The 25,287-nt window shown below is 31.8% G+C and carries 19 protein-coding genes and 1 other annotated feature; of the genes, 5 read left to right on the plus strand and 14 right to left on the minus strand.

What is annotated here, in order from left to right; translation table 11 throughout:
- The first annotated feature begins 172 nt into the window (after nucleotides 1-172).
- Nucleotides 173-1,453: a cation:dicarboxylate symporter family transporter gene (locus tag LL038_RS08150; protein ID WP_216126468.1), complete on the plus strand. Its 1,281-nt coding sequence runs from the start codon at nucleotides 173-175 to the stop codon at nucleotides 1,451-1,453.
- 97 nt (nucleotides 1,454-1,550) lie between these two features.
- Here LL038_RS08150 and nifJ read toward each other — a convergent pair whose 3' ends face one another.
- From nifJ to LL038_RS08180, 6 genes are all read right to left on the minus strand, one after another.
- Nucleotides 1,551-5,075: a pyruvate:ferredoxin (flavodoxin) oxidoreductase gene (nifJ, locus tag LL038_RS08155; RefSeq protein WP_216126465.1), complete on the minus strand. Its 3,525-nt coding sequence runs from the start codon at nucleotides 5,073-5,075 to the stop codon at nucleotides 1,551-1,553.
- A gap of 279 nt (nucleotides 5,076-5,354) precedes the next feature.
- Nucleotides 5,355-7,070, minus strand: a complete 1,716-nt coding sequence (locus LL038_RS08160; RefSeq protein ID WP_216126462.1) for a methyl-accepting chemotaxis protein — start codon at nucleotides 7,068-7,070, stop codon at nucleotides 5,355-5,357.
- 324 nt (nucleotides 7,071-7,394) lie between these two features.
- Nucleotides 7,395-8,498, minus strand: a complete 1,104-nt coding sequence (locus LL038_RS08165) for a LegC family aminotransferase (RefSeq protein WP_216126459.1) — start codon at nucleotides 8,496-8,498, stop codon at nucleotides 7,395-7,397.
- A gap of 113 nt (nucleotides 8,499-8,611) precedes the next feature.
- Nucleotides 8,612-9,499: a homoserine kinase gene (gene thrB, locus LL038_RS08170; protein WP_216126456.1), complete on the minus strand. Its 888-nt coding sequence runs from the start codon at nucleotides 9,497-9,499 to the stop codon at nucleotides 8,612-8,614.
- Nucleotides 9,500-9,738: 239 nt separating this feature from the next.
- On the minus strand, nucleotides 9,739-9,930 hold the full coding sequence (locus tag LL038_RS08175) for a hypothetical protein (protein WP_216126453.1): 192 nt from the start codon (nucleotides 9,928-9,930) through the stop codon (nucleotides 9,739-9,741).
- A 149-nt stretch (nucleotides 9,931-10,079) separates the two neighbouring features.
- Nucleotides 10,080-11,744, minus strand: a complete 1,665-nt coding sequence (locus LL038_RS08180; RefSeq protein ID WP_216126450.1) for a ribonuclease J — start codon at nucleotides 11,742-11,744, stop codon at nucleotides 10,080-10,082.
- 223 nt (nucleotides 11,745-11,967) lie between these two features.
- Between LL038_RS08180 and LL038_RS08185 the strand changes: the two genes are divergently transcribed.
- The 3 genes from LL038_RS08185 to LL038_RS08195 all read left to right on the plus strand — a co-directional run bounded on the left by LL038_RS08185 (nucleotide 11,968) and on the right by LL038_RS08195 (nucleotide 14,832).
- On the plus strand, nucleotides 11,968-12,870 hold the full coding sequence (locus tag LL038_RS08185) for a 3'-5' exoribonuclease YhaM family protein (protein ID WP_216126448.1): 903 nt from the start codon (nucleotides 11,968-11,970) through the stop codon (nucleotides 12,868-12,870).
- 22 nt (nucleotides 12,871-12,892) lie between these two features.
- Nucleotides 12,893-13,183 carry a DUF503 domain-containing protein gene (locus LL038_RS08190; RefSeq protein WP_216126445.1) on the plus strand — a complete coding sequence of 97 codons (291 nt, stop codon included), beginning with the start codon at nucleotides 12,893-12,895 and terminating at the stop codon, nucleotides 13,181-13,183.
- Nucleotides 13,184-13,413: 230 nt separating this feature from the next.
- Nucleotides 13,414-14,832, plus strand: coding sequence for an IS1182 family transposase (locus LL038_RS08195; protein ID WP_253200382.1), 1,419 nt, complete (start codon nucleotides 13,414-13,416; stop codon nucleotides 14,830-14,832).
- 102 nt (nucleotides 14,833-14,934) lie between these two features.
- Here LL038_RS08195 and LL038_RS08200 read toward each other — a convergent pair whose 3' ends face one another.
- Nucleotides 14,935-16,326, minus strand: coding sequence for an amino acid permease (locus LL038_RS08200; RefSeq protein ID WP_216125260.1), 1,392 nt, complete (start codon nucleotides 16,324-16,326; stop codon nucleotides 14,935-14,937).
- 66 nt (nucleotides 16,327-16,392) lie between these two features.
- Nucleotides 16,393-17,265 carry a polyamine aminopropyltransferase gene (speE, locus tag LL038_RS08205; protein WP_216125258.1) on the minus strand — a complete coding sequence of 291 codons (873 nt, stop codon included), beginning with the start codon at nucleotides 17,263-17,265 and terminating at the stop codon, nucleotides 16,393-16,395.
- Between the two features lie 498 nt (nucleotides 17,266-17,763).
- Here speE and LL038_RS08210 point away from each other — a divergent pair, with 498 nt between their 5' ends.
- Nucleotides 17,764-18,249: a ferritin family protein gene (locus LL038_RS08210; protein WP_216125257.1), complete on the plus strand. Its 486-nt coding sequence runs from the start codon at nucleotides 17,764-17,766 to the stop codon at nucleotides 18,247-18,249.
- 117 nt (nucleotides 18,250-18,366) lie between these two features.
- Here LL038_RS08210 and LL038_RS08215 read toward each other — a convergent pair whose 3' ends face one another.
- From LL038_RS08215 to LL038_RS08240, 6 genes are all read right to left on the minus strand, one after another.
- Complete coding sequence (locus LL038_RS08215) at nucleotides 18,367-19,191, minus strand: metallophosphoesterase (RefSeq protein WP_216125256.1); 825 nt, start codon at nucleotides 19,189-19,191, stop codon at nucleotides 18,367-18,369.
- Nucleotides 19,192-19,338: 147 nt separating this feature from the next.
- Entirely contained in the window at nucleotides 19,339-20,688 is a 1,350-nt protein-coding gene (locus LL038_RS08220) for a citrate/2-methylcitrate synthase (protein ID WP_375293026.1), read from the minus strand.
- Between the two features lie 192 nt (nucleotides 20,689-20,880).
- Nucleotides 20,881-21,369 (minus strand): acetolactate synthase small subunit, encoded by a 489-nt coding sequence (ilvN, locus tag LL038_RS08225; RefSeq protein WP_216125254.1) that lies wholly within the window; start codon nucleotides 21,367-21,369, stop codon nucleotides 20,881-20,883.
- Between the two features lie 15 nt (nucleotides 21,370-21,384).
- Nucleotides 21,385-22,995: a biosynthetic-type acetolactate synthase large subunit gene (ilvB, locus tag LL038_RS08230; protein ID WP_216125253.1), complete on the minus strand. Its 1,611-nt coding sequence runs from the start codon at nucleotides 22,993-22,995 to the stop codon at nucleotides 21,385-21,387.
- Between the two features lie 62 nt (nucleotides 22,996-23,057).
- Nucleotides 23,058-23,294 (minus strand) — a binding site (T-box leader).
- Nucleotides 23,295-23,418: 124 nt separating this feature from the next.
- Nucleotides 23,419-24,456 (minus strand): protein-glutamate methylesterase/protein-glutamine glutaminase, encoded by a 1,038-nt coding sequence (locus LL038_RS08235; protein ID WP_216125252.1) that lies wholly within the window; start codon nucleotides 24,454-24,456, stop codon nucleotides 23,419-23,421.
- A 6-nt stretch (nucleotides 24,457-24,462) separates the two neighbouring features.
- On the minus strand, nucleotides 24,463-25,275 hold the full coding sequence (locus LL038_RS08240) for a CheR family methyltransferase (RefSeq protein WP_216125268.1): 813 nt from the start codon (nucleotides 25,273-25,275) through the stop codon (nucleotides 24,463-24,465).
- Between the last annotated feature and the right edge of the window lie 12 nt (nucleotides 25,276-25,287).

The following is a 25,287-nucleotide window of genomic DNA, read 5'->3' on the forward strand; positions in this document are numbered from 1 at the left end:
GCGTCTCATTGTTGCTTAAATTGTGACAAATGCTGGGGAGCAAAACCTAAAACACCAAACTAAAATATTAATTGTATAGACATACTACATCTTTATAATATACAATATACACTAAGGCAAAAAATACAAAAGCTTTAAGACTATATTTGTTAAAGAAGAGGTGGAAATGTTCATGAAGAAGATTAAATTTACATTAGCTGTGCAAATTCTTGTTGGTCTTATTTCAGGTGTTATTGTAGGCGCAATATTTTATGGTAATCCAACAGTAACAACTGTCCTTAAGCCAATTGGTGATATCTTTTTAAGATTAATTAAAATGATAGTAGTACCAATTGTTTTCTCATCATTAGTTGTTGGTATAGCTGGTGTAGGCGATATAAAGAAAGTTGGAAAACTTGGTGGTAAAACACTTCTTTATTTTGAAGTTATTACTACTGTTGCAATTTGTCTTGGTTTACTAATAGGAAATGTATTTCATCCAGGAACTGGAATAGATATGCATTCACTTGTAAAGACAAGTATTGCAACCTATGTAGATACTGCATCAACTGTTCAACATCATAGTTTCGCAGATACCTTTGTAAATATTGTCCCAACAAATATTTTTGCATCCTTAGGTAATGGAGATATGTTATCAATTATATTCTTTTCAATTATGTTTGGTTTAGGAATCGGCGCAATTGGAGAAAAGGGTAAACCAGTCCTTCGCTTTTTTGAAGGTGTTGCGCAGGCAATGTTCTGGGTAACTAATCAAATAATGAAAACTGCACCATTTGGTGTTTTTGCACTAATTGGCATAACAGTTTCAAAATTTGGTCTTGCTGCTCTAATTCCACTTGGCAAATTGGCTATAACAACTTATGGCGCAATGATATTTTTTGTAATTGTTGTATTAGGACTCGTGGCTAAAGCAGTTAAGATAAATATATTTACCTTCATAAAACTTTTAAAAGATGAATTAATCCTTGCGTATAGTACTGCAAGTTCTGAAGCAGTTTTACCAAAACTTATGGAAAAAATGGAAAAATTCGGTTGTCCAAAGGCAATAGCATCTTTTGTTATACCAACAGGGTATTCTTTTAATTTAGATGGATCAACTTTATACCAAGCAATAGCAGCACTTTTCATTGCTCAATTATATGGTATCCACTTACCGCTCCTTACGCAGATCAATCTAATGGTTGTATTAATGGTTACTTCAAAAGGTATAGCCGGTGTTCCAGGGGTATCTTTTGTAGTACTCCTAGCTACATTAGGTTCTGTCGGTATTCCAGTAGAGGGTCTAGCATTCATAGCAGGTATAGATCGTATCTTAGATATGGCAAGAACTGCAGTAAATGTAGTTGGTAATTCACTTGCTTGCGTAGTTATATCCAAATGGGAAGGTCAATATAACCCTATAAAAGCGAGCGATTATATAGAAGAAGTTAATAAAATTGCAGTTAATAGTTAATATAATTTAGCATAACAAAAATAAACCTTACTCATAAAACATGAGTAAGGTTTATTTTTGTTATTCATATATTGTTTTACATGAAGACTTAAATACATTAGTTACTGGCAAGTCTTCTATAATTTTGGTACCTTTTGTTTGATGCTTTTTCTGCAGCTGCGAATAACTCTTCAGCATTCTCAGGGAAAGTTCTTAGTAATGATGAATAACGTACTTCACCAAGTAAAAACTCGCGAAAACTCCCTGTTGGCTCCTTTGAATCTAAAATAAATGGATTCTTCCCTTCCTTTTCAAGAGCTGGATTGCACCTATAAAGGTGCCAATATCCTACTTCAACAGCACGTTTGGTATTTGCCTGAGTAGTACTCATACCTCCTTTTAAGCCATGACTTATACATGGAGCATAAGCAATAATAAGTGATGAACCAGGATAATTTTCAGCCTCAATAACTGCTTTAAGAAATTGACTTTGACTTCCTCCCATAGCTACTTGTGCTACGTAAACATTACCGTAACTCATTGCCATCATGCCTAAATCTTTCTTATTAAACTTTTTACCAGATGATGCAAATTGAGCAACTGCACCTATTGGGGTTGCTTTCGATGATTGACCACCCGTATTCGAATAAACTTCTGTATCAAATACAATTATATTTACGTCCTCCCCCCTTGATAGAACATGATCTAGACCACCAAACCCAATATCATATGCCCAACCATCTCCTCCATACATCCACATTGACTTTTTAGCAAGGTGTTCTTTACTTGCAAGTATTTCATTTGCTAGTTCCCTAAGTTCTTTACTTAAGTTTGCTTTTTCTAATACTTCAAGTACCTTCTTACTTATAACTTTTGATGTTTTCCCATTACTATAATTGTCAATCCAATTTTTAAGTGATGACTTCACATTTGAGTCATTTGTTAAATTAATAATTTTCTCTACTTTTGACTTTAATAGCTCCCTTTGTTGGTTCACTGCTAAGCACATACCAAGACTAAATTCTGCATTGTTTTCAAATAATGAATTCGACCAAGCTGGTCCGTGACCTTCTGAATTTGTTGTATATGGCACGCATGGTGATGCCGCACCCCAAGCCTGACAACAACCTGTTGCACTAGCAAGATACATCCTATCTCCATACAATTGTGTAATTACCTTAGCATAAGGGGTCTCGCCACATCCTGCACAAGCCCCAGAAAACTCAAGTAATGGCTTTTCAAACTGACTTCCTTTTACAGTAGCAATGTCACCACAGTTTTCTTTCTTAGATAATGATAATGCATAATACCAGTTATCCATCTCCTTTTGCTGAGTCTCGATAGGTTCCATTGTAAGAGCTTTTTCTTTAGCAGGACAAACATTAGAACAAATTCCACAACCTGTACAATCTAATGTGTCAACTTGTATTCTATATTTATAATCTTCAAGGCCTTTTCCCGTGGCTCCCTTTAATTTAAATCCATCTGGTGCATTTTCCACTTCATGAGTACTTGCCAAAAATGGTCTTATTGCAGCATGTGGACACACAAATGAACATTGATTACACTGAATACAGTTATCTACATTCCATGATGGAACCTCTGTAGCTATGCCTCTTTTTTCGAAGGCCGATGTACCTAGCGGTACCGTACCATCCTCCATTCCTATAAAAGCACTTACTGGAATACTATCTCCCTTTTGAGCATTGACAGGTATAAGAATATTTTTAATAAAATCAGGAACATCTATAGCTTCTGCTGAAGCTTCCTCGACCTCATTAACCCAGACACTTGGAACTTCTACTTTTACTACACCTTCAATACCTTTGTCTACTGCCCCATAGTTCATATTAACAATAATATCACCTTTTTTACTATAACTTTTGTATATAGATTTCTTCATATACTCCACTGCATCATCTATTGGTATAATGTTCGCTAATTTGAAGAAAGCAGCTTGAAGCACAGTATTGGAACGCCTACCTAAACCGAGCTCTTTAGCAATGCGCGAGGCATCAATTGTATAAAACTCTATGTTATTTTTAGCAATATATTGTTTTACTTTACTTGGAAGATATTTTTCTAATTCTTCACCCTTCCAGGAACAATTCAATAAAAATGTTTTTCCATATTTTAAGTCAGAAATTATATCATACTTCTCTAAATATGAAGAATTATGACATGCAATAAAATCTGCTCCTTTTACAAGATAACTTGATCGTATAGGCTCTTTTCCAAAACGTAAGTGCGATTGTGTTACGCCACCAGATTTTTTTGTATCAAAAACGAAATAAGCTTGAACAAACATATCTGTATGATCACCAATAATCTTTATTGAGTTTTTATTTGCTCCTACTGTACCATCAGAACCAAGTCCCCAAAACTTACAACTAATTGTTCCTTTTGATAAAACATCAAGCTCTTCACCAACAAGGATTGAATGATGTGTTACATCATCATTAATTCCAACAGTAAAGTGATCTTTAGGTGTACTTTGCTTAAGATTTTCATACACCGCAACTATTTGAGCAGGTGTTGTATCTTTAGATGATAATCCATAACGTCCTCCATAAAGTTTTGGACGAACTTCTTTGTTTACGTAGGCAGTACACACATCTTCAAATAGTGGTTCGCCTGCTGACCCTGGTTCTTTAGTTCTATCTAAAACAGCAATGTTTTTAACTGTTTGCGGAATTGCCTTTAACAAATGCTCCACTGAAAATGGTCTGAATAGATGTACTTTAACAAGACCGACTTTTTCGCCATTTGCATTTAAATAATCTATTGTTTCCTCTATTGCTCCACATACAGAACCCATAGCGATAATTACTCGATCTGCATCAGTTGCACCATAGTAATTAAATAATTTATAATTTCTTTTTGTAATTTTATTAATATCATTCATATAATTTTCTACAATACCAGGAATCGCGTCATAAAACCTATTACTTGCCTCACGTGCCTGGAAGAAGATATCAGGATTTTGTACTGTGCTACGTTGAACAGGTCTTTCGGGATTCAAAGAATTTTTCCTAAATGCATTAAGGGCATCCTGATCTATAAGTTTAGCTAAATCATCATATTCAAGGCATTCAATTTTTTGAATTTCATGAGAAGTTCTAAAACCATCAAAGAAGTGTAAAAATGGTACACGTCCTTTAATTGCACTTAAATGTGCAACACCAGATAAATCCATAACTTCTTGTACACTTGCTGTAGACATCATTGCAAAACCTGTTTGGCGGCAAGACATTACATCTGAATGATCCCCAAAAATTGAAAGTGCGTGAGTGCCTACTGTACGAGCACTTACATGTAATACTCCAGGCTTTAATTGTCCTGCAATTCTATACATTGTAGGAACCATTAAAAGCAATCCTTGTGACGCCGTATAAGATGTAGTTAAAGCTCCTGCTTCAAGAGACCCATGAACTGCGCCTATAGCCCCTGCTTCTGATTCCATCTCTACGAGTTTTACTGTTTGACCAAAAAGGTTTTTCTTTCCTTTAGCCGACCATTCGTCTACATGCTCAGCCATTGGTGAAGATGGTGTTATTGGATAAATTGTTGCTACCTCTGTAAAAGCATATGATACATAAGCACAAGCTTCATTTCCATCCATAGTTTTCATAACTTTTGTCATATATAATTCCCCCTTGGTGTATTCATATATGGTTATTTTATTATACCGTTTACTTATTATACCCTAACTATTGTAAACGTTACCTTCATTATTACACCTTGCCTTAATTAAGTCAATAAACGGTTTATAGAAAATTTTATTATAAAGAAGATCACAATAAACACATTATTTTGATTCTAAATTTTGAAATAACAAAAGTGCCAGGTATGAAATTAGATCATACCTGGCACTTTTGTTATTGTAGATACTTATGCTTTAAGTTATATAATAAATCGTACTCTAAATCTTAAACTTCTGTACCATCTCATTGAGCTTTTGTGCAAGTTCCGCTTGCATTTGAGATGTTTGAGATACTTGCTCCATAGCTTTTGAGGTTTCATCAATACTAATTTGAATATTTCCTGTGTTTTCTGCAGAAATTTGCGAACTCTGTGCCAAAACTTGAGCTGCCGCACTAACTTCATTTATTGAGGCTTCCACTTCTTCTGACATAGCTGCTATTTCCTCTGACATTGAACTTACAAATTCCCCATCTTCACCATATTGTTTTCCAGCCTCAGCATATTGTTCTAATACTGGTGTAATATCTTCTATAATAAATTTAAGAATATCATTACTATTTTCAGATAAATGTTTAAATGCATCTTGAACTTTTACTATAGTTCCTTGAATTGTATTTACAGTTTCAGATGATTGTTCTGCTAGCTTTCTTACTTCATCTGCAACTACCGCAAATCCTTTTCCTTGTTCCCCTGCTCTTGCTGCTTCAATAGCAGCGTTTAGTGCTAGTAAATTAGTTTGTGATGCAATATCTTCAATTCCATCCGCCATAATCTTTATTTCATCTACAACTTTTCCATCTTCTATGGCTTTTAATATTCCTTTTTCCTTTGCTTCATAGATACTCTTACTGTTTTCAAGCGCTTTATTAGCCTCTCTCCTAACTACTTTTGCTTTTTCTTTAATTTGCGACGCATTACTGCTACCCTCCATAGCCTTTGAACATAGTGCTTCCATACTTGAATTAACCTCTTCAACAGAAGCAGTTATTTCCTCAGATGTAGCGCTGGATTCTTGAACCGACCTATTTATCTCCACTGTTGAATTATCTACAATTTCTATTTTAGCGGTTATTTCCTCAACCGTGGCTGAAAGTTCTTCAGACGAGGCACTCATATCCGATGAATTATCCATTATTTCTTTTATTAATTCTTTAATATTTTCCTGAGCAGCGTTTAATGCGATACCAGTTTGTCCAAATTCATCTTTCCTTGTAATCGTCATTATTCCAGAAAAGTCATAACTAGATAATCTTCCTGCTAAATCTTTTATTTTCTTTAATGGATTTACTATATTTTTACTTAATAAATAAGCCATAAAAATTATAATCAAAAATGCTATAGTCGTAAAAAGTATAATTGTATTTCTAGCTTTGCTAAATTGAGCAATATTATCTAAGTTTGCTTTCTCAGCAGATTTAACATTTATTTCAATACACTTTCCTAAATTATTAGACATTGAAATTCTTATTATATCAAGCTTTATATTAACATTCGTTGCCTCCGAATAGTTATTAGCTTTTACAAGATCAATTACCGTAGTCCTTCCTTCTCTATATTTTGTTAAGTCATTTTTATAATCATTATAAGCTTTTTCCTCTTCTGTTGATGTAAAAGGAGTACTTAAGTAATCCTTTTCGTATATTACATCTTCATTTGTTAAATCATTTATATTATTTGTCTCTTCATCTAATTTTGATTTATCTCTTTCAAAAACAATTCTAAGCATTTCTGCTCTAATACTATTTACATTTCCTTTAGTCTCCTCAAGATTTTTTATCGCTTGTAGATTATTGCTATATATAGACATAGAACCATCATTTATCTTATCTGAACTTATTATTCCCTCTACTCCAATTAAAATTATAAAAATACAAACAACTGAAAATACTGACACAATTTTTTTCTTTACACCTAGATTAACAAAAAAATTCATTTTAACACTCCTCTTCTCTATTCATAATATAAGATTTTTAATTATCATAATTAATAAAGCTATTAAGTATAATTACACACTTTACTATCGGTTAATTTGCCATATTCTTTACATATATATTAGCTTTAACTACATTTTATATTATATTTATATATATTCTACTAATTTATCTTATGTTTACATGTCTTATTTGGTTTCTTTGCATCATTACGGTAAATGTTCATTTTTATTACAAATACTATTTAAACCATACATAAAGAAAGCAACAACACTATGAATTTATTATCCATAATGTTATTGCTCTCTTATTTTCTAAACCCTAATTTAAACTACACTATTTTTTATTGTTTCACATACCTTGCTAATCTCTTCTTTTGTAAGCCCTACAGAACTTGGGAGATTTATTCCTCGTGCGTAAAGTTCATTTGTAACAGTTAAATCGCCATGTCTACTCCCCTTATATGGAGGCATATCGTGGATAGGCATAAAGAAAGGTCTCGCCTCTATTTTAACGAAATTTAGTTTTTGTATAAGTTCATCACGAGTTATACCATATTCATCTTCAACTAGGATTGAATATAACCAGTAACAGTTTTCCACATTTTCTCTTTCAGCTGGCAATGTAATTCCTTTAATTTCACCTAGAAGCTTGTTATAATACAATGCATTTTCTCTTTTAGTTTTTAAATAGTCTTTAACATTCTCAAGTTGAGCTACTCCAAATGCAGCTAAAAGATTTGGCATTCTCATATTATATCCTATTTCTGAATGATAAAATGCTTTATTTTCAGTAACTACTTTTGCCTGAGTAGACAAAAATTTTGCCCGCTTGCCGTGCTCTAAATTGTTAGTTACAAGCATTCCACCTGCCCCAGTAGTTATAAGCTTATTACCATTAAAACTAAAACACCCTATATCACCTATTGTTCCTGCCATTTTCCCATTGCAAGTAGAACCTAGCGATTCTGTTGCATCTTCTATAACAAATAAATTATGTTTTTTCGCTATTTGCATTACTTTAACCATATCTACAGGGTGACCATAAATATGTACTGGCATTATAGCTTTTGTTTTAGATGTTATTAACTCTTCTATTTTAGAAGCATCCATAACAAATGTGTCACGGCATACATCTACAAATACTGGTTCTGCACCTACATATTTTATTGTATTAACTGGAGATATAAATGTAAGTGATGGGACTATAACCTCGTCTCCATCTCCTATTCCAAGAGTTAATAATGCAAGTTGAAGCGCAGCCGTACCATTCATTGTAACTACAGCACTTTTGCTACTTACATACTCACTAAATTTTTCTTCAAATAGATTAACATAACTTCCTACTGAAGAGACCCAATTAGTATCTATACAGTCTTTAACGTATTTTAACTCATTGCCTTTAATTTCTGGTATACATAAAGGTATCATTATAAAAACCTCCTACTTTTTGTACATTCTATAAATTATAAATTGTATAAGGTAAATATACATCATTACGTAACGTAAGTTGCAAGTGAATTATTATGTAATAAAATTATTATTTAAATATTTTCTATATTCAAACCATCCTCATCAATTTCTAAATTTAGAGTTTCCCAGCTTCCTGATAAGCCCTTTAAAAATTCTTTTAGTTTTCCTTCAGTATTACTATCATCTTTTTTAAGCATTACCATAATCGTTGGTCCAGCACCACTAAGAAATACGCCCAAAGCTTCACTTTCTTTAACAAAACTTGAAATTTGCGAGTAATTTTTTATTAACCCCATTCTATATGGCTGATGAAGTTTATCTTTGCAAGCAAGCTTTACACCTTCATAATCACCATTAACAAGTGATACAATAAGCATCGAAACCATACCTACATTATACACAGCATCTTTAAAAGGTATTGTTTCTGGTAGCACTGCTCTTGAAGACTTAGTTGATAACTGTAACTTAGGGATTAATGCACAAAATTTTATACTCCCATTAATTGGAATTTTATTATAATGATTAGCTCCTTCATTCATAATTGAAACAGTCATGCCACCAATCATTGCAGGAGTAATATTATCCGGATGTCCTTCAATTTCGCAAGCATAATTTAGGACCTCTTGTTTTGTTAAAACATCTCCACATAACTTATTAGCAGCTGTAATCCCCGCCAATATACATGTAGCACTACTTCCAAGCCCTCCACTAACAGGTATTTCCGTTTTAAAAGTTAATCTAACACCTTTGGGATCCTTTTGTAGTTTTTTAAAGGTTTTTAACATTGAAGTATAAACTAAGTTATTATTATTTGCAAATTCCTTATTACACCCAAAAATTTCAAGCCCAGATTCTATCTCTTCTACTATAAATCTATTGTATAGTTTAAACGCAACCCCGAGAGTATCAAGTCCTGGCCCCATATTTGCACTTGTGGCAGGTACTTTAATTTCAAACATAACTATTTACAACTGTTTCTTTACCTCTTACATAAAAAAAATTCATATAGTTGCCCCCTAATCCGACAGTATTTATTATTATTTCATTCATTTTATACTGTTATGACTAAAATTTCAAGTATATTTACCTAGTTTCACCATTTAATCTAAACAAAAAATATTAATTTAAAAAATATGAAATATAATAAATTTAAATTAAGAGCCACTATAACTTTTATAGTGGCTCTTAATTAGAGTATTTAAATAAATTTTTCAGCACTCTTCCAATGTTTTGTATCTAAATTATACTTTGAAAAATCAGGTACGATTCCATTTGTTTCAACTAATGCTTTTGCTACTTTTTTTAAATCTCTTCTTGTTTTACACTTATAGAAATTTGATTCTTCTATTGATTCCATTACATCTTCAATTTTTTTTTGAACTCTATTCATTAAAATCCTCCTTATTTTCATGTTAATAAATAGTAATAAACAAACTCTAATATTTTCACTTAGCTAGTTTTAACTATTTAAAACCTTAATATACTTACTAAAACGAAAGCACTTAAGATAATATTAATATGTATTAAGTAATTTTTTACTTATATCTCCATGATAATTGGAAGAATAATTGGCCTACGATTTGTTTTTTCATATAAATATCGCTCTACAGATTTTTTCATGTTAAATTTTAATACATTCCATTCAATAACTTTATTCTCTAAGCACTTATTAAGTTCAATCCTAACAATCTCTTTCACTTCATTAATCAAAACATCCGACTCCTTTGCATATACAAATCCCCGAGTGATTATATCAGGTCCTGCAATAATACTATAAGATTCTCGCTCTAATGTAACCACTACTGTGAGCATGCCGTCTTCTGCTAAATGTTTTCTATCTCTAAGTACTATGTTTCCAACATCTCCCACTCCAAGTCCATCAACAAATACGGATCCAGTATGTACCCTCCCTGTAATCTTCGCTTCATCCTTTGTAAGTTCTAAAACTTGCCCTGTCTCCATAGTAAATATATCTTTACTTTTCATACCTAATTTCTGTGCTAACTTAGCATGTTTTCTTAAATGTCTAAATTCACCATGGACTGGCATAAAATATTTAGGATGAACTAATGCATGAATTAATTTCAATTCTTCTTGATATGCATGCCCGGATACATGTACTTCTTCTAAATCCTCATAAATGACCTCTGCCCCTCTTTTGAATAACTCATTTATAACCCTTGAAATAAGTTTTTCATTACCTGGAATTGGAGATGCTGAAATAATAAATAAGTCCTCAGGTTCAATAGTTATTTTTCTATGAGTAGCAAAAGCCATCCTAGCAAGTCCTGCCATAGGTTCTCCCTGACTTCCCGTAGTTATTATTGTAATATCTTTATTTTCGTAATTACGCATTTCATCTACATCAATAATGTAATCTTCTGGTATATGAAGATATCCAAGATCTATAGCTACTTGTGAGATATTGTCCATACTCCTTCCACTAAATACAATTTTTCTATTATATCTCACAGATGCATCTGCAATCTGTTGAATTCTATGAATATTTGAAGCAAATGTGGCTACAATAACTCTACCCTCCGCGCCGGAAAATATTCTAGTTAGAGTCTTTCCAATAGTTTTTTCAGAAATTGAGTGCCCTTCGCGCTCAACATTTGTGCTGTCAGCCATAAGAAGCAGAACACCATCTTTACCTAGATTGGAGATACGTTCTAAGTCCATTACGAGTCCATCAATTGGGGTATAATCAATTTTAAAATCACCAGTATGCAATATAACGCCTATTGGTGAATGGATAGCAATAGCACAAGAATCAGCTATGCTGTGGGTAACTCTTATAAACTCAATTTTAAAATTTTGCAGTTCTATTGTTTCCCCAGCATTTACAATGTGAAGCTCACAATATTGCAACATATTGTGTTCCCTTAGTTTATTTTCAATTAATCCTAATGTTAACTTAGTACCATAAATAGGTACATTTAATTGTTTTAGAATGAATGGCACCGAACCTATATGATCTTCATGACCATGCGTTAGGAAAAATCCTTTTACCTTTTCCTCATTATTCTTCAAATAAGTTATATCTGGAATTACTAAATCTACACCATACATTTCCTCATCAGGGAATGATACACCACAGTCTATAACAATGATTTCATCCGCGTATTCAATAGCCGTTATATTCTTCCCTATTTCTCCAAGTCCTCCTAAAGGAATAACTTTTAAACTTTTCTGGGTTTCCATTAAATCCTCTCCTTATTTATATCAATAATATTTTTTCCCTTTATTTTGCCATGTATTATGAAATTAATACCTTTTTTCTACAATTATTATTGTAATGTGTTTATAAAAATAGTAAGCGTTTAATGAAAATTAGTCAGATACAAATAAATATGGTACAGTAATAAGCGCAAATAGATTTTAACACTTACTTTATTAAAAAAATAAATTTAATTTGGAGGATCATATGATTACAAAAGAGAATTTTTTAAACGACATAAAAAGTGGAACTAATATAAAAATTTCATTAATGGTAATGAAAATAATGTTCAAAGATGCTTCTAAATTTGTCTGCATTTTGGTAGATAAGAGTGGAGAAGTAAAAGCTAATATACCTAGCAAAAATGGTGATATTACAGAAGGAAGTGTCCTAGAAGTTGAAGGATTTAAAGATAAAAACTTAGATGTCAAAAAATATAAATTTATTTTAGATTATAATTTATCAGATTATCTACCAACTGTAAAGAGACCTATTGAAGATATTATGAATGAAATGGACACCCTTACAGAAAAATACATTATTTCAAATGAGGGTAAAGCCTTAAATGACTATTTCTTTAAGGATGAACTATTCTTAGATAAATTTCAAAGAGGAATAGGCGGAGTATCTATGCATCATAATTATATAGGTGGTCTTGCAGAACATACATTAAATGTTATGTATTTAACTGCTACACTTTGTGAAAGATATGAATGTACACGAACTGAAATAGCGGTACTTGTAGCAAAACTTCATGATATTGGGAAGATTTATGAATTATATTATGATGGTCCTTTTAAATATACCCTTAGAGGAGAAATGGAAGGTCATATTGTTATTGGAGTAGAGTTATTAGATAGAGCTATTCGAGAGAATGAATCACTTTATTCTGAAGATTTTATTACTAGGATAAAGGGATGTTTAGTTCAGCATCACGGAAAACCTGAATTTGGTTCTCCAAGAGGCATGAAAATGGAAGAATCATTTATAGTTAATTTTGCTGATTCCACAGATGCTACTATGAATAAAATTTCTCAAATGAAGGATAAAACAGAACCTGGTAATTGGTCAGACTACGATAGACGAATTGATACTAAATTATACTTATAATAAAATTGGCGGTGAGAACTATATGAAAATCTTATCTATGAAAGTCACCCTAAGAGCATCATGGTCACACTCCTTAAAAGAAAAGAGAATGGTTGTAAAAAGTATAATTCAAAAACTAAAAAATAAATTTAACATATCAGTATCAGAAGTAGATGAACAAGATATTCATCAAACAATAGTTATAGGTATTGCTTCAATATGTGGAAGCTCATCACAATTAGATTCCACAATGGAACATATTATCACTTTTATAGAAAATAATACTGATGCGGAAATAGTTAATATTCAAAATGAAAATATTGTTAGCCTATAATTGTCATTAAGTAAGATAGGAATACATCTTTACTATCATTCAAACAGTTTACTAAAATAAATAAGCTTACCATTTATTTTAAATGGTAAGCTTCAGACTGTTGACAAACATAAAATGTAAAACACTCTAATTTAAAATTGGAGTGTTTTTTTTCATATTCAAAAAGGATTTTACAACATCAATGTCGAATATATATAGTATACAAACTTTATAATTCGGAGGGTTTAGTTATGATTAATGAAAAGAACTTCACACAACAAAAATTAGAAATGGTATATTTAGAGGATTTAGTTCCTAAAGACCATATTCTCAGAAATATAGATAAATACATGGATTTCTCTTTCATAAGAGAATTGACTCAAAAATATTATTGTTTAGATAATGGAAGACCTGGCGTAGATCCTATTTTACTCTTCAAAATGCTGTTTATTGGATACCTATTTGGAATAAAATCTGAGCGACAACTTGTAAAGGAAATTGAAGTAAATGTAGCTTATAGATGGTTTTTAGGACTAAGCCTTACTGATGTTATTCCAGATCATTCAACAATTAGCCAAAATAGACGTAGACGATTTAAAGGAACTGACGTGTTCCAAAAAATATTTGACGAAGTCGTATTTAAGGCTATAAATCTTAAGATGGTAACTGGTAAAATACTTTACACAGATTCTACACACCTAAAAGCAAATGCTAATAAGCGAAAGCTTGTGAAAATTGAAGTTGAAAAAACACCTAAAGAATATGTAGCTGATCTTAATAAAGCTGTAGAGGAAGATAGAATAAATCACGGTAAAAGACCTTTGAAAGTGAAAGAACCTGTTACCATAATAAAAGAAATTAAAGTTAGCACAACTGACCCCGACAGCGGATATATGATGAGAGATGGCAAGCCGGAAGGCTTCTCCTATTTAGATCACAGAACTGTGGACAGTAAACACAATATAATTACTGATGTTTATGTTACTCCTGGAAATATAAATGATGTTGATCCTTATATCGATAGATTGGATGTGCAAATAAAAAAATTTAATTTTAATACAAAATATGTTGGTGCCGATGCTGGTTATGCTACAAATCTTATATGTAAAGAACTATTTGAGAGAGAATTAAAATCTGTAATGGGATATAGAAGGTCTCCACATACAAAAGGAATGTACACTAAAAATAAATTTCAATATGTTAAAGAGAAGGACATATATGTTTGCCCTGACTTAAGGGCTTTGCATTATAAAACGACAACTAGAGATGGATATAAAGAGTATGTTGGGAATGCAAAAGATTGCAAAGAATGCCCAAATAGAACTCAATGTTTTTCTGATAAAAGTAAGGTTAAAACTGTTAGAAGACATGTTTGGGAAATGTATAAAGAAGATGTTGTAAAGTTTACCAAAACGGATAAGGGTAGAAATATATATAGAAGAAGGAAAGAAACTATAGAGCGAAGCTTCGCAGATTCTAAACAACTGCATGGGCTTCGCTATTGCCATATGCGCGGATTAGAAAATGTGCAAGAGCAGTGTCTGCTTACAGCAGCAGTGCAAAATATGAAAAAGATAGCTAGCCTACTATCTTCCATGTTTTTTTATTTTATAACTAAAAACCTGTTGCATGTTACTAATTTATCTATAAATCAAAATGCTATCGCATAATTGCATATAAAAACCCAGTACAATAAAAAATTATACTGGGTTTGTAAACAACCTGAAGCTTACCATTTATTTTAAATGGTAAGCTTATTTATTCATCATATTTTACTGTATTGAACTATTTTCATTTTGAATAACACTATGTTTTCTACCATATACTATGTATGTAATAATTCCAATTATTAACCAAACTATAAATCCTATCCATGTTTTTATTCCAAGTCTACTTAATAAAACCAAACAACAAATTATAGCAAGTATTGGTGTTACTGGTACAAATGGACACATAAAAGTTCTATTGAAATCTGGCATCTTTTTTCTAAGTACTATCACACTTAAGGCTACAACTATAAATCCTAAAAGAGTTCCAATACTCAAAAATTGGACAATAATATTTAATGGTAAAAATCCTGCTATTATTGCAGCAATGACACCTGTAATAATTGTTGCTATGTATGGTGTTTTATACTTTTTATGGATTTTTGAAAATAGCTTTGGTAATAATCCATCTCTAGACATTACCATAAATATTCTTACCTGTCCATAAAGCACAACTAAAATTGTAGATATCATTCCAACTATACAACCTACTCCAACTAAAATAGAACCCCAGTTTATTCCTATTGTTGCCAGTGCAGCAGGCAGTGCATTTTGTAAATCTATAGAATTATATGGAACAATTCCAGTAAGTACAAATGCAACAGCAATATACAATATACTAACTATAGCTAAACATGATATAAGCCCGATAGCTACGCCTTTCTTTGGATCTTTAGCTTCTTCAGCACTAGTTGCAATTGCATCGAATCCAAGGTAAGAAAAGAATATTGATGCTGTTGCTGCAAAAACTCCCTTGAACCCAAATGGTGCAAATGGTTTATAGTTTGCAACATTAATATGTCCTACTCCGACTATTACAAAAATAAGTATTATACCTATTTTTATACTAACAATTATATTGTTTATTTTAGAACTTTCCTCCATACCAAAACACAAAAGTACGGTTAAACATAATACTATTAGTATTGCGGGTAAATCTACTATACCACCATTACTTGGTGATGAAATAATAATATTTGGCAGATTAATGCTTGCTGTCTTTAAAAGACCGACGAACGCCCCAGACCACCCTGATGCTACAGCACTACAAGCAACTAAATATTCGGCGGTTAAACACCACCCTATTAACATTGCAACTATTTCTCCAAATGCTATATAAGCATAAGAATATGTACTACCAGCTACGGGAAACATAGTTGCAAGTTCACAATAACAGAGTCCACATAAGCAAGCAACAATTCCTGCTAACACAAACGATATAATAACCGCTGGTCCTGCAATATGTGCTCCTGCGCCTGTTGCAACAAATATTCCTACTCCAATAACAGCCCCTATACCTAAAGCTGCTATATCTTTTGCTGTAAGATCTTTCTTTAAACCAGACTTTTGTATTCCGTCCTGCATCTGCTCAAAAGATTTCTTCTTAAAAATATTCATTTTTGCCCACCTTCATGTTGTCATTTTTAACCTCTATATACTTAATGCAATAACATGTTAAGTGATTTATTTAAGATCACTTATGAAATTTGGAAGATCAAAACAAGATTTTACAATTTTTTTTGTTAAATAACGAGTCTCTAGTGGTAATCTATTTACGTCCATATTACTAGGATCATACACATCTGATGCCATTGTAAAACTCCATATACCACCTGGATAAGTTGGAACAAAAGCTATATATGTTTTTACTATTTTAAAATTGTTTTTTAATATTTTTCTTGTATTCTCTATTATGTTACGATGAATCATTGGAGACTCACTTTGACATACCATTACTCCATCCGTTTTTAATGTTCTTTTTACATTTTTATAAAATTCTTCTCCAAACAAATCTTTAGCAGGGCCCTCAGGATCTGGTGAGTCAACCATTACTATATCATATTTAATATCAGTCTTCTTTACATATTCAACTCCATCTCCGAACTTAAAATTGATTCTTTTATCGAAACTTGGACCTCCACTTATTTCTGGAAGAAATTTTATGCATTCCTCTGTTACCAATTCATCAAGCTCCACCATATCAATTGTCTCAAGCTCCTCATACTTTGATAGTTCTCTTACCGCTCCACAATCGCCTCCACCAATTACCAAAACATTTTTGGGGTTTTTATGAGTAAGTACTGGAATATGTGTAATCATTTCATTATATATAAATCCATCAGCAGATGTAGTCTGCATTACACCATCAAGCACAAGGCAAGGGCCAAATGCATTGGTATCAATTAATGCTACCTCTTGATAAGGGGATTTTGCATAAGAAAAACATTTATTGACCTTATAACTTATTTTCAAATCTTTTTTTTCAACTTCAACTTCTTCAAACCACAGTTCGTCATCAATATTTTTAAAATACTTTGGCAATTCATTCGTTTTCATAATAATTCCTCCATTATAATAAGTATAACTATCTTTTAGTTTATTAATAAATTCTACTTAGACTTTTTACTTCTTACTTTTGAGCCGCGTAAAGTTACAGCTTCAAGTATATCATAAAAATTAAAGAGTTCAACTTGCATTTAATTAAATTTCACTTATAGTAACACACTACTGCACTAATAATACTATATTAATAATAAAGTAAACTCTATATGAGGGGGTTTTTATTATAATTGATATAATTAACTATTATTGGCCACCTTTAATCCTTACGGCGGCTGATTTTTATAAATTATATATGCCTATAAAAATACATAAGAAAAATGTACAAATATAACTATCATTTTATTTTAACCTAAAACGATAAATTAAAAATAAATTTACAAAATAGTCTTGAATATTTATTATAAGAAAGTTAATATTAGATGAAAGTTAATATTAATTTAAAAAACTTTATGTTCAATATACTATTAATCAAAATAGAAAGGGAGCGATATTATGACAAATACTACTTTTAGCGGTCTTGAAATGTTGAAAATTGCCATATTAATGGAAGAAGAAGGGTATGATTTTTACATCAATGGAGCTAATTATACAAAAGGAAAAACTAAGGAATTTTTATTGGCTGCTGCCGGTCAAGAATTTATTCATAAGGAAAGGTTTACAAAACTTTTTAATGATTTATGCACTGGTAAAGAAATGGATTCTACCTATCTTTTTGATATCGAAGTAACAAAATACTTGAAAAATTTAATTGAAAATCAAGTCTTTGATAAAAAAGAGCAACCCAAAGATGCTTTCAAAGATTTAAAAGCAGCACTTACTTATTCACTTAAAACAGAACAACTTACAATAAGTATTTATACACAAATGTACGAGAAAGTATCCCAAAATGATGTTACAGGAATATTATCCACTATACTTGAAGAAGAAAAATCACATGCAGCATACTTTTCAAAATTGCTTAAAGAAATAGTAGCATAGTCAAAGAAATACATGTTTAAATTTATTAATGAATATAAATATTCAAACTGTTCCCTATAGTATAATCATTTGAAAAAATGTTTATACTATAGGGATTTTTACACACTTTACAATATCCTAGACTTCTAAATCAATTTCTACAATTTCTGGAATAGCAAAAAATCTTATAGGTAACATTCCATTACCTATGCCATTAGTTAATAATATATCTCTATTTTCCTCATGAATTATTTTCTTGCAATACATTTGACCATATTTAGAAGATGTATACGGCGCATATAATCCAAAAATTGTTACTTGCCCTCCATGAGTATGCCCTGCAAAACCCAAGTCATAATTAATAACATCTTTATAATCACTAAAAAAATCTGGGTTATGTGATATAGCAATAGTAAAATTATCGCTCGTTTGTTTTAATAAATTGGCTTCTGGATTTCCTTCAAGTAAATCATCCACGCCTATTAGTTCTATAGTATCTTCTCCTTTACTTATCACTTCTTTCCCATTTTTAAGTATCTTAAATAAATTAGAATTAAGTTTCTTTAGTAAATAATCTTTCCCCTTAAAATAGTCATGATTTCCGAGGACAGTAAAAATCCCTAACTTAGCTTTTAATTTTTTTAGTACTTGTAACTCCTTATCTAAATACCTACTTACATCCCTCTTACTTTTTACTGAAATATCTAAATAATCACCACCTATTATTATAATATCTGGCTCTATTTTATTTATTTTATTAACTATATTTATTAATCTTTTGCTGCTACAACATCTCCCATAGTGCATATCAGATATAAAAATTATTTTAAAATTGTTAAATCCTTTTGGTATCTTACTATTTTTAATTTTAATTCTTCGTACTCTATAAACTTGAGCTTCAATTAAAGCCCACAATATAAAAAAAACAAATAATCCTATTATAATATTAAATACATTAGTCATAAATTTTCTCCCTTAGAATTCTATATTTCAGTCACATTAAGACATTAGGCAGTAATAGTTTTACTCAATAAAAGAAGGATAACTCCTCTGCCGCTATGACAGTTTGGTTGTCCTTCTTTTTATTGTTTAGCTAGTTAAGAAGCATTATTATCTATCGTTTAATGGAACATAAGTACTACTTCCCGCAACACATTTATATGCAGGTCTAATAATTTTACCATTGTTTATTATTTCCTCAAGCCTATGAGCGCTCCAGCCAGCTATTCTTGCTACAGCAAAGATAGGGGTGAACATCTCATCTGGTATACCAAGCATTTTGTATACAAATCCTGAGTAAAAATCTACATTAGCACTTACACCTTTATAAATCTTTCGAACACTTGCAATTACAATAGGAGCTAGTTCTTCTACCCTTGCATAAAGGTTATATTCATCCTCTAAACCTTTTGCCTTTGCAAGTCTTCCAACATATTTTTTAAAAATAACAGCCCTTGGATCAGATATAGAATAAACAGCATGACCCATTCCATAAATTAGTCCTGATTTATCAAACGCCTCTTTAGTTAATATCTTTAATAGATATTTTTCAATCTCTGCGTCATCTTTCCAATCACTTACCTTTTCTTTCATATCTTCAAACATTTGAACAACTTTTATATTCGCACCACCATGTCTCGGCCCTTTTAAAGAACCAAGTGCAGCCGCTATTACTGAATAAGTATCAGAACCAGATGATGTTATTACATGTGTAACAAATGTGGAGTTATTACCACCACCATGCTCTGCGTGAAGAACTAATGCAAGGTCAAGTATTGTAGCTTCAAGTTTTGTGTATTTACTATCATCACGAAGCATGTACAAAATGTTCTCAGCCGTACTTAAATCATCAAGTGGGCTACGAATAATTAAATTATTATTGTTATGATAATGTGATAACGCCTGATAACCATAAACCACCATAAGTGGGAAACATGCAATAAGCCTCATGCACTGCTCCAAAACATTACTTGGAGAAGTATCTTCTGCTTTATCGTCTATACTATAAAGTGCTAATATACTTCTTGCTAGTGAGTTCATTATGTTTTTACTCGGCATTTTCAGTATCATATCTCGTACAAAATCGTCTGGAAGATTTCGATATTTAGAAAGCAAATCCGTAAAATTTTTAAGTTCACCTTTACTCGGAAGATCACTAAAAAGCAATAAATAACAAGTCTCTTCAAATCCAAAACGACTGTCTTTCAGGAAGCCATCCACTAAACTTTCAATATTTATGCCTCTATATTTTAAAACACCTGGAGAAGGGATTGTCTTATTATTTTTAACTATAGAAGAATTCACTTGACTAATTTCCGTTAAACCTACAAGAACTCCACGACCATCAATATCTCTAAGCCCTCGCTTAACTTCATATTTAACAAATAGCTCTGGATCTATAAAACTGCTTAATTTTTTAGGAATTGTTTTTTTAAACTGAATCAATTTGTTATTATCCAAAATATCACCTCTCATAAATTAGTTACTAATACTTTCTACTATATTTTTATAAATTTTATTCTCAATTGAAAATTATTCAATAACACTCTATACTATATTACACCACATTACGTCTTAATACCTAAAATGCGAGAAATTTCATATTAGGTTATCATGAGAATGGAGCGATCACAAGTTTTTTATAAATTATTGCTAATCTGTTTCTGATCGTCTTTGCAACACTGCAAGTCCTGTACGTACAACTTCCTTAATTCCATAAGGCCGCATTAACTCAATGAATGAAGATACCTTTTCTTCATTTCCAGTTATCTCAATTATAATACTCTTTGCATTCATCTCTACAATATTACATTTGAATATATTTACCGTTTCTATAATAAAAGATCTAGTACTTTGATCAAGTGTCACTTTTATAAGTGCCACTTCTCTAGAGACAGATTTTTCAGGAGTTAACTCTAATATTTTTATTACATCTATAAGTTTATTCAATTGTTTTACAATCTGTTCAGTGATTTGTTCATCCCCGCTTACTACAATTGTCATACGCGAAATAGTAGGATCATCTGTAATACTAACAGTTAAACTATCAATATTATAACCTCTACGTGTGAATAAACCGGCCATTTTGCTTAAAACCCCTGAATGATTTTCAACTAAAATAGATAAAATGTATTTATTCATAATTTACACTCCCTTCTATAAGGTACTCTCTTCTTCGCTTACAATACATTCTATCAAAAAAGCTTTATTACTTGCCATCGCTTCTTCAAGAACTCCTTTTAATTCTGAATTAGAGTTAACTCTTTTTCCACAAAGTCCATAAGATTCTACAAGCTTCACAAAATCAGGATTTTCACATAAACTCACACCGTAAGTATTTTTATATACATTGCTCTGATACTCCCGTACCATACCAAGATTTGAATTGTTGAATAATAAGAATATTATATTTAAATGATTTTGTTTTATAGTTCCAAGCTCAGACATACTCATTTGAAAACTTCCATCTCCCATTACTGCAACAACACGTCTCTTTGGGAAAGCAAACTTACAGCCAACTGAGGCCGGAATCGAATATCCCATTGTTCCAAGTCCCCCACTAGTTAAAAATCTTCTGTTACCAACCATATCAAGATAATGTGAGGTCCAAATTTGATTTTGCCCTACGTCTGCAGTAATCAAGGCATCTTCTTCTATCATTTGTGATAAAAGCTCTAAAGCATATTTTGGATTTACTTTTGCTCCAGTTTCCCTAATTTTAACATATTCTTTTTTCCACGTTGTAATTTGATCCATCCACATTTTTGTATCGATTTGCGTTACTCCATCAGTAAGTTCTTGTAATATTTTTTTACAATCTCCAACTACTGGAATAAGAGCACTAAGATTTTTACCTATCTCTGCAGGATCAACATCAATATGGATAATATCCGCCATTTTTCCAAAACTCTTAGATCCCCCTGTTGCTCTATCTGCAACTCTTGTACCAACAAGAATTAGAACATCGGCCTCAGCTACTGCTTTATTTGCATATTTAAAACCATGTGACCCAATTAATCCAACATTATAAAGATATTTTGATGGAATTCCATCCTTACCCATTAAGGTGTGTACCATTGGAATCTTAGATTTTTCTATAAATTTTATTAATTCCTGTTCAGCCTTGGCGGACATGACTCCCCCTCCCACACAAATAAGAGGTTTCCAGCTACTTTTAATCTTTTCTAATGCTTTTTTAATTTGCCTTTTATTTCCATTAACAGTAGGTTTGTAACCTCTTATACTAATTTCACTTGGATATTCAAATTCAATTTCTGTATTTTGAATATCTAGTGGTATATCAACAAGTACCGGACCTGGTCTCCCAGTTCTTGCTATATAAAACGCCTCTTTCATTATTCTTGGTATATCTTTTGCATCCTTAACTAGATAACTATTTTTTGTGAAAGAGTCTGTTGCTCCAATTATATCCGCTTCTTGAAAAACATCTTTTCCAATTAGGTCTGTTCTAACTTGCCCAGTTATTGCAATCATTGGTATAGAGTCTGCATAGGCAGTTGCAATGCCCGTTATAAGATTAATAGCACCAGGTCCTGAAGTTGCAATACATACGCCTATAGACCTTGTTGCCCTAGCATACCCACTAGCACTATGTCCTGCCGCCTGTTCATGTCTTACCAATATATGTTCTATATCAGACTTCCTTAACGCTTCATATAAAGGACCAACTGGAACCCCTGGATAACCAAACACTATTTTCACCTTTTCTTCTTGTAAACACTTAATTATTGCTTCCGCAGCTTTCATTTTTGTACCCCCTTCACTTTTATATAAATTAAAATTTTGAGTATAAAAAAAAGACCTCATCCCATTGGGGCGAAAAGTCTATCGCGGTACCACCCATTTTTATATCTTCGTTTTATAACGGTGTATAATTAATATACACCGGCACGGCTTACCCTATATGGTTTATATATAATATATAAACCATATAATTTCAGCTTACAACTCAAGGGTGAGTTTCAACATTAACCATTTATGGGTTTACACCGTCCCCACTCTCTAAGAATATGAAGAATGTCTACTTTCCCTGTCACAGTTTTCACAATATTCAAATTTATTTCCATGTTTTAGATTAGTATACTTTATGACCTTTTTTTTGTCAATATTTTTTTAAAAGTATTCTAAAGTTTATGTAAACAATCATCCCTATATGTTCTATTTACTCTATTACCTTCCATTTTCTATAATTGAATAAATTAACTGAGGTATATTTTTTAAAGATGCCTGTTTAATAACCCCGCCAATGTCATAGGCCACCTTTGGCATTCCGTAAACAACACTTGACTTTTCATCTTGACCTATAGTATAAGCCCCTCTTTGCTTCATTTTCATAAGACCTTTTGCCCCATCATAGCCCATTCCCGTTAGAATAACTCCAATGGCCGCACTTCCCGCTTTCTCTGCAACTGAATTAAATAGTACATCTACTGATGGGCAATGTCCATTCACCTTTTCGCCAGTAGAGCATTCCACGTAATAATTATTTCCACGACGCATTAATTCCATATGTCTATCTCCTGGTGCAATAAGAATTTTCCCTGGAAGAACGATATCACCAGTTTCAGCTTCCTTAACATCCATTAGACAAAGATTATTTAACCTATCAGCATACATTTTTGTAAATATAGGAGGCATATGCTGTGTTATTAAAATACCAGGCATATCTATAGGAAATCCCTTAACTACTTCAAGAATAGCTTGTGTTCCACCTGTAGATGCGCCAATAGCAATTATTGTATCACCGCTTCTTGATCTTATTTTATCAGTACGCCTCTTATTTATAATGTCTTTTTTGATATTTCCCACCTTAGCCATTGAAGCGATTTTTATTTTTATAATTAATTCATTTATAAAAACTTCCTTGCTACTACCATTTATTGAATTAATTTTTGTAACAAAATCTACTGCACCAGCATTCAAAGCATCAAAAACATTATCACTTACGGCACTTACTACCACAACCGGTATAGGATATTGAGGTATAAGCCTTTTCAAAAATTCAATACCATTCATCTTTGGCATCTCTACATCTAAAGTCATAACATCCGGCTCAAGCTCTATTATTTTATCCCTTGCCTGGAATGCATCCCCTGCAGTTCCAACTACTTCTATACCCCTATCTGCACCTATTCCTCTAGCTATCGTTTCTCTAAAAAGTAGTGAATCATCGACAACTAACACCCTTATTTTTTTTAATATACTCATTCTTACCTATCCTTTCCTGTAAACAGCTGGCATAATATATTTGTAATTAGTTTCATTTTTATTTACGGATTCAGAATGACCTAAAAAAAGATAACCACCTATTTCAGTCATGTCATAAAATTTCTTTATTAATTCCATCTTTGTTTTTGGCTCAAAATATATCATTACATTTCTACAAAATATAACATGGAACTTTTTTTTAAAAGGAAAAACCTCAGTCATCAAATTAAAATTTCTATATATTACTTCATTCTTTATTTCCTGGCTAATCTGATAATTTTCATCATCAACTTTACTAAAATATTTGAGTCTCCAATATTTGGGTATTGTATCTACAGCATCCCTTGAATAAGCACCCATTTGCGCTACTTCTAGTACCTTTTGGGATATATCTGTAGCCAGTACTTTAGTATTCCACATAGGCTTTTGATTTCCAAAGTAATCTGTAATTATCATGGCTAGGGTATATGGCTCCTCACCACTTGAACATCCCGCGCTCCATATTCTTAAATCTTTATTTTTACAAGTTGACTCTAAGTAATGCATAACAGTATCCCTAAAATAATTAAAATGCTCGACTTCTCTCATAAAATAAGTATGATTGGTAGTTAACTTGTTTATAAGTAGACTAATTTCATTTCCTGAAGGATCATTAAAAACGAATTTTAGGTAATCCGAAAAATTAGTAAATCCTTTTTCTATAATCATATTGCTAAGGCGACCCTCTATAAGAAGCTTTTTTTCTGTAAGATTGATTCCATAATTTGCTTTCATATAACCTGTAAGTTCTTTAAATTCGCTTTCCTTTAATTTTATCATCATATCACCTTT

The sequence above is a fragment of the Clostridium estertheticum genome (assembly GCF_026650985.1).
Classification (GTDB): Bacteria; Bacillota; Clostridia; order Clostridiales; family Clostridiaceae; genus Clostridium_AD; species Clostridium_AD estertheticum_C.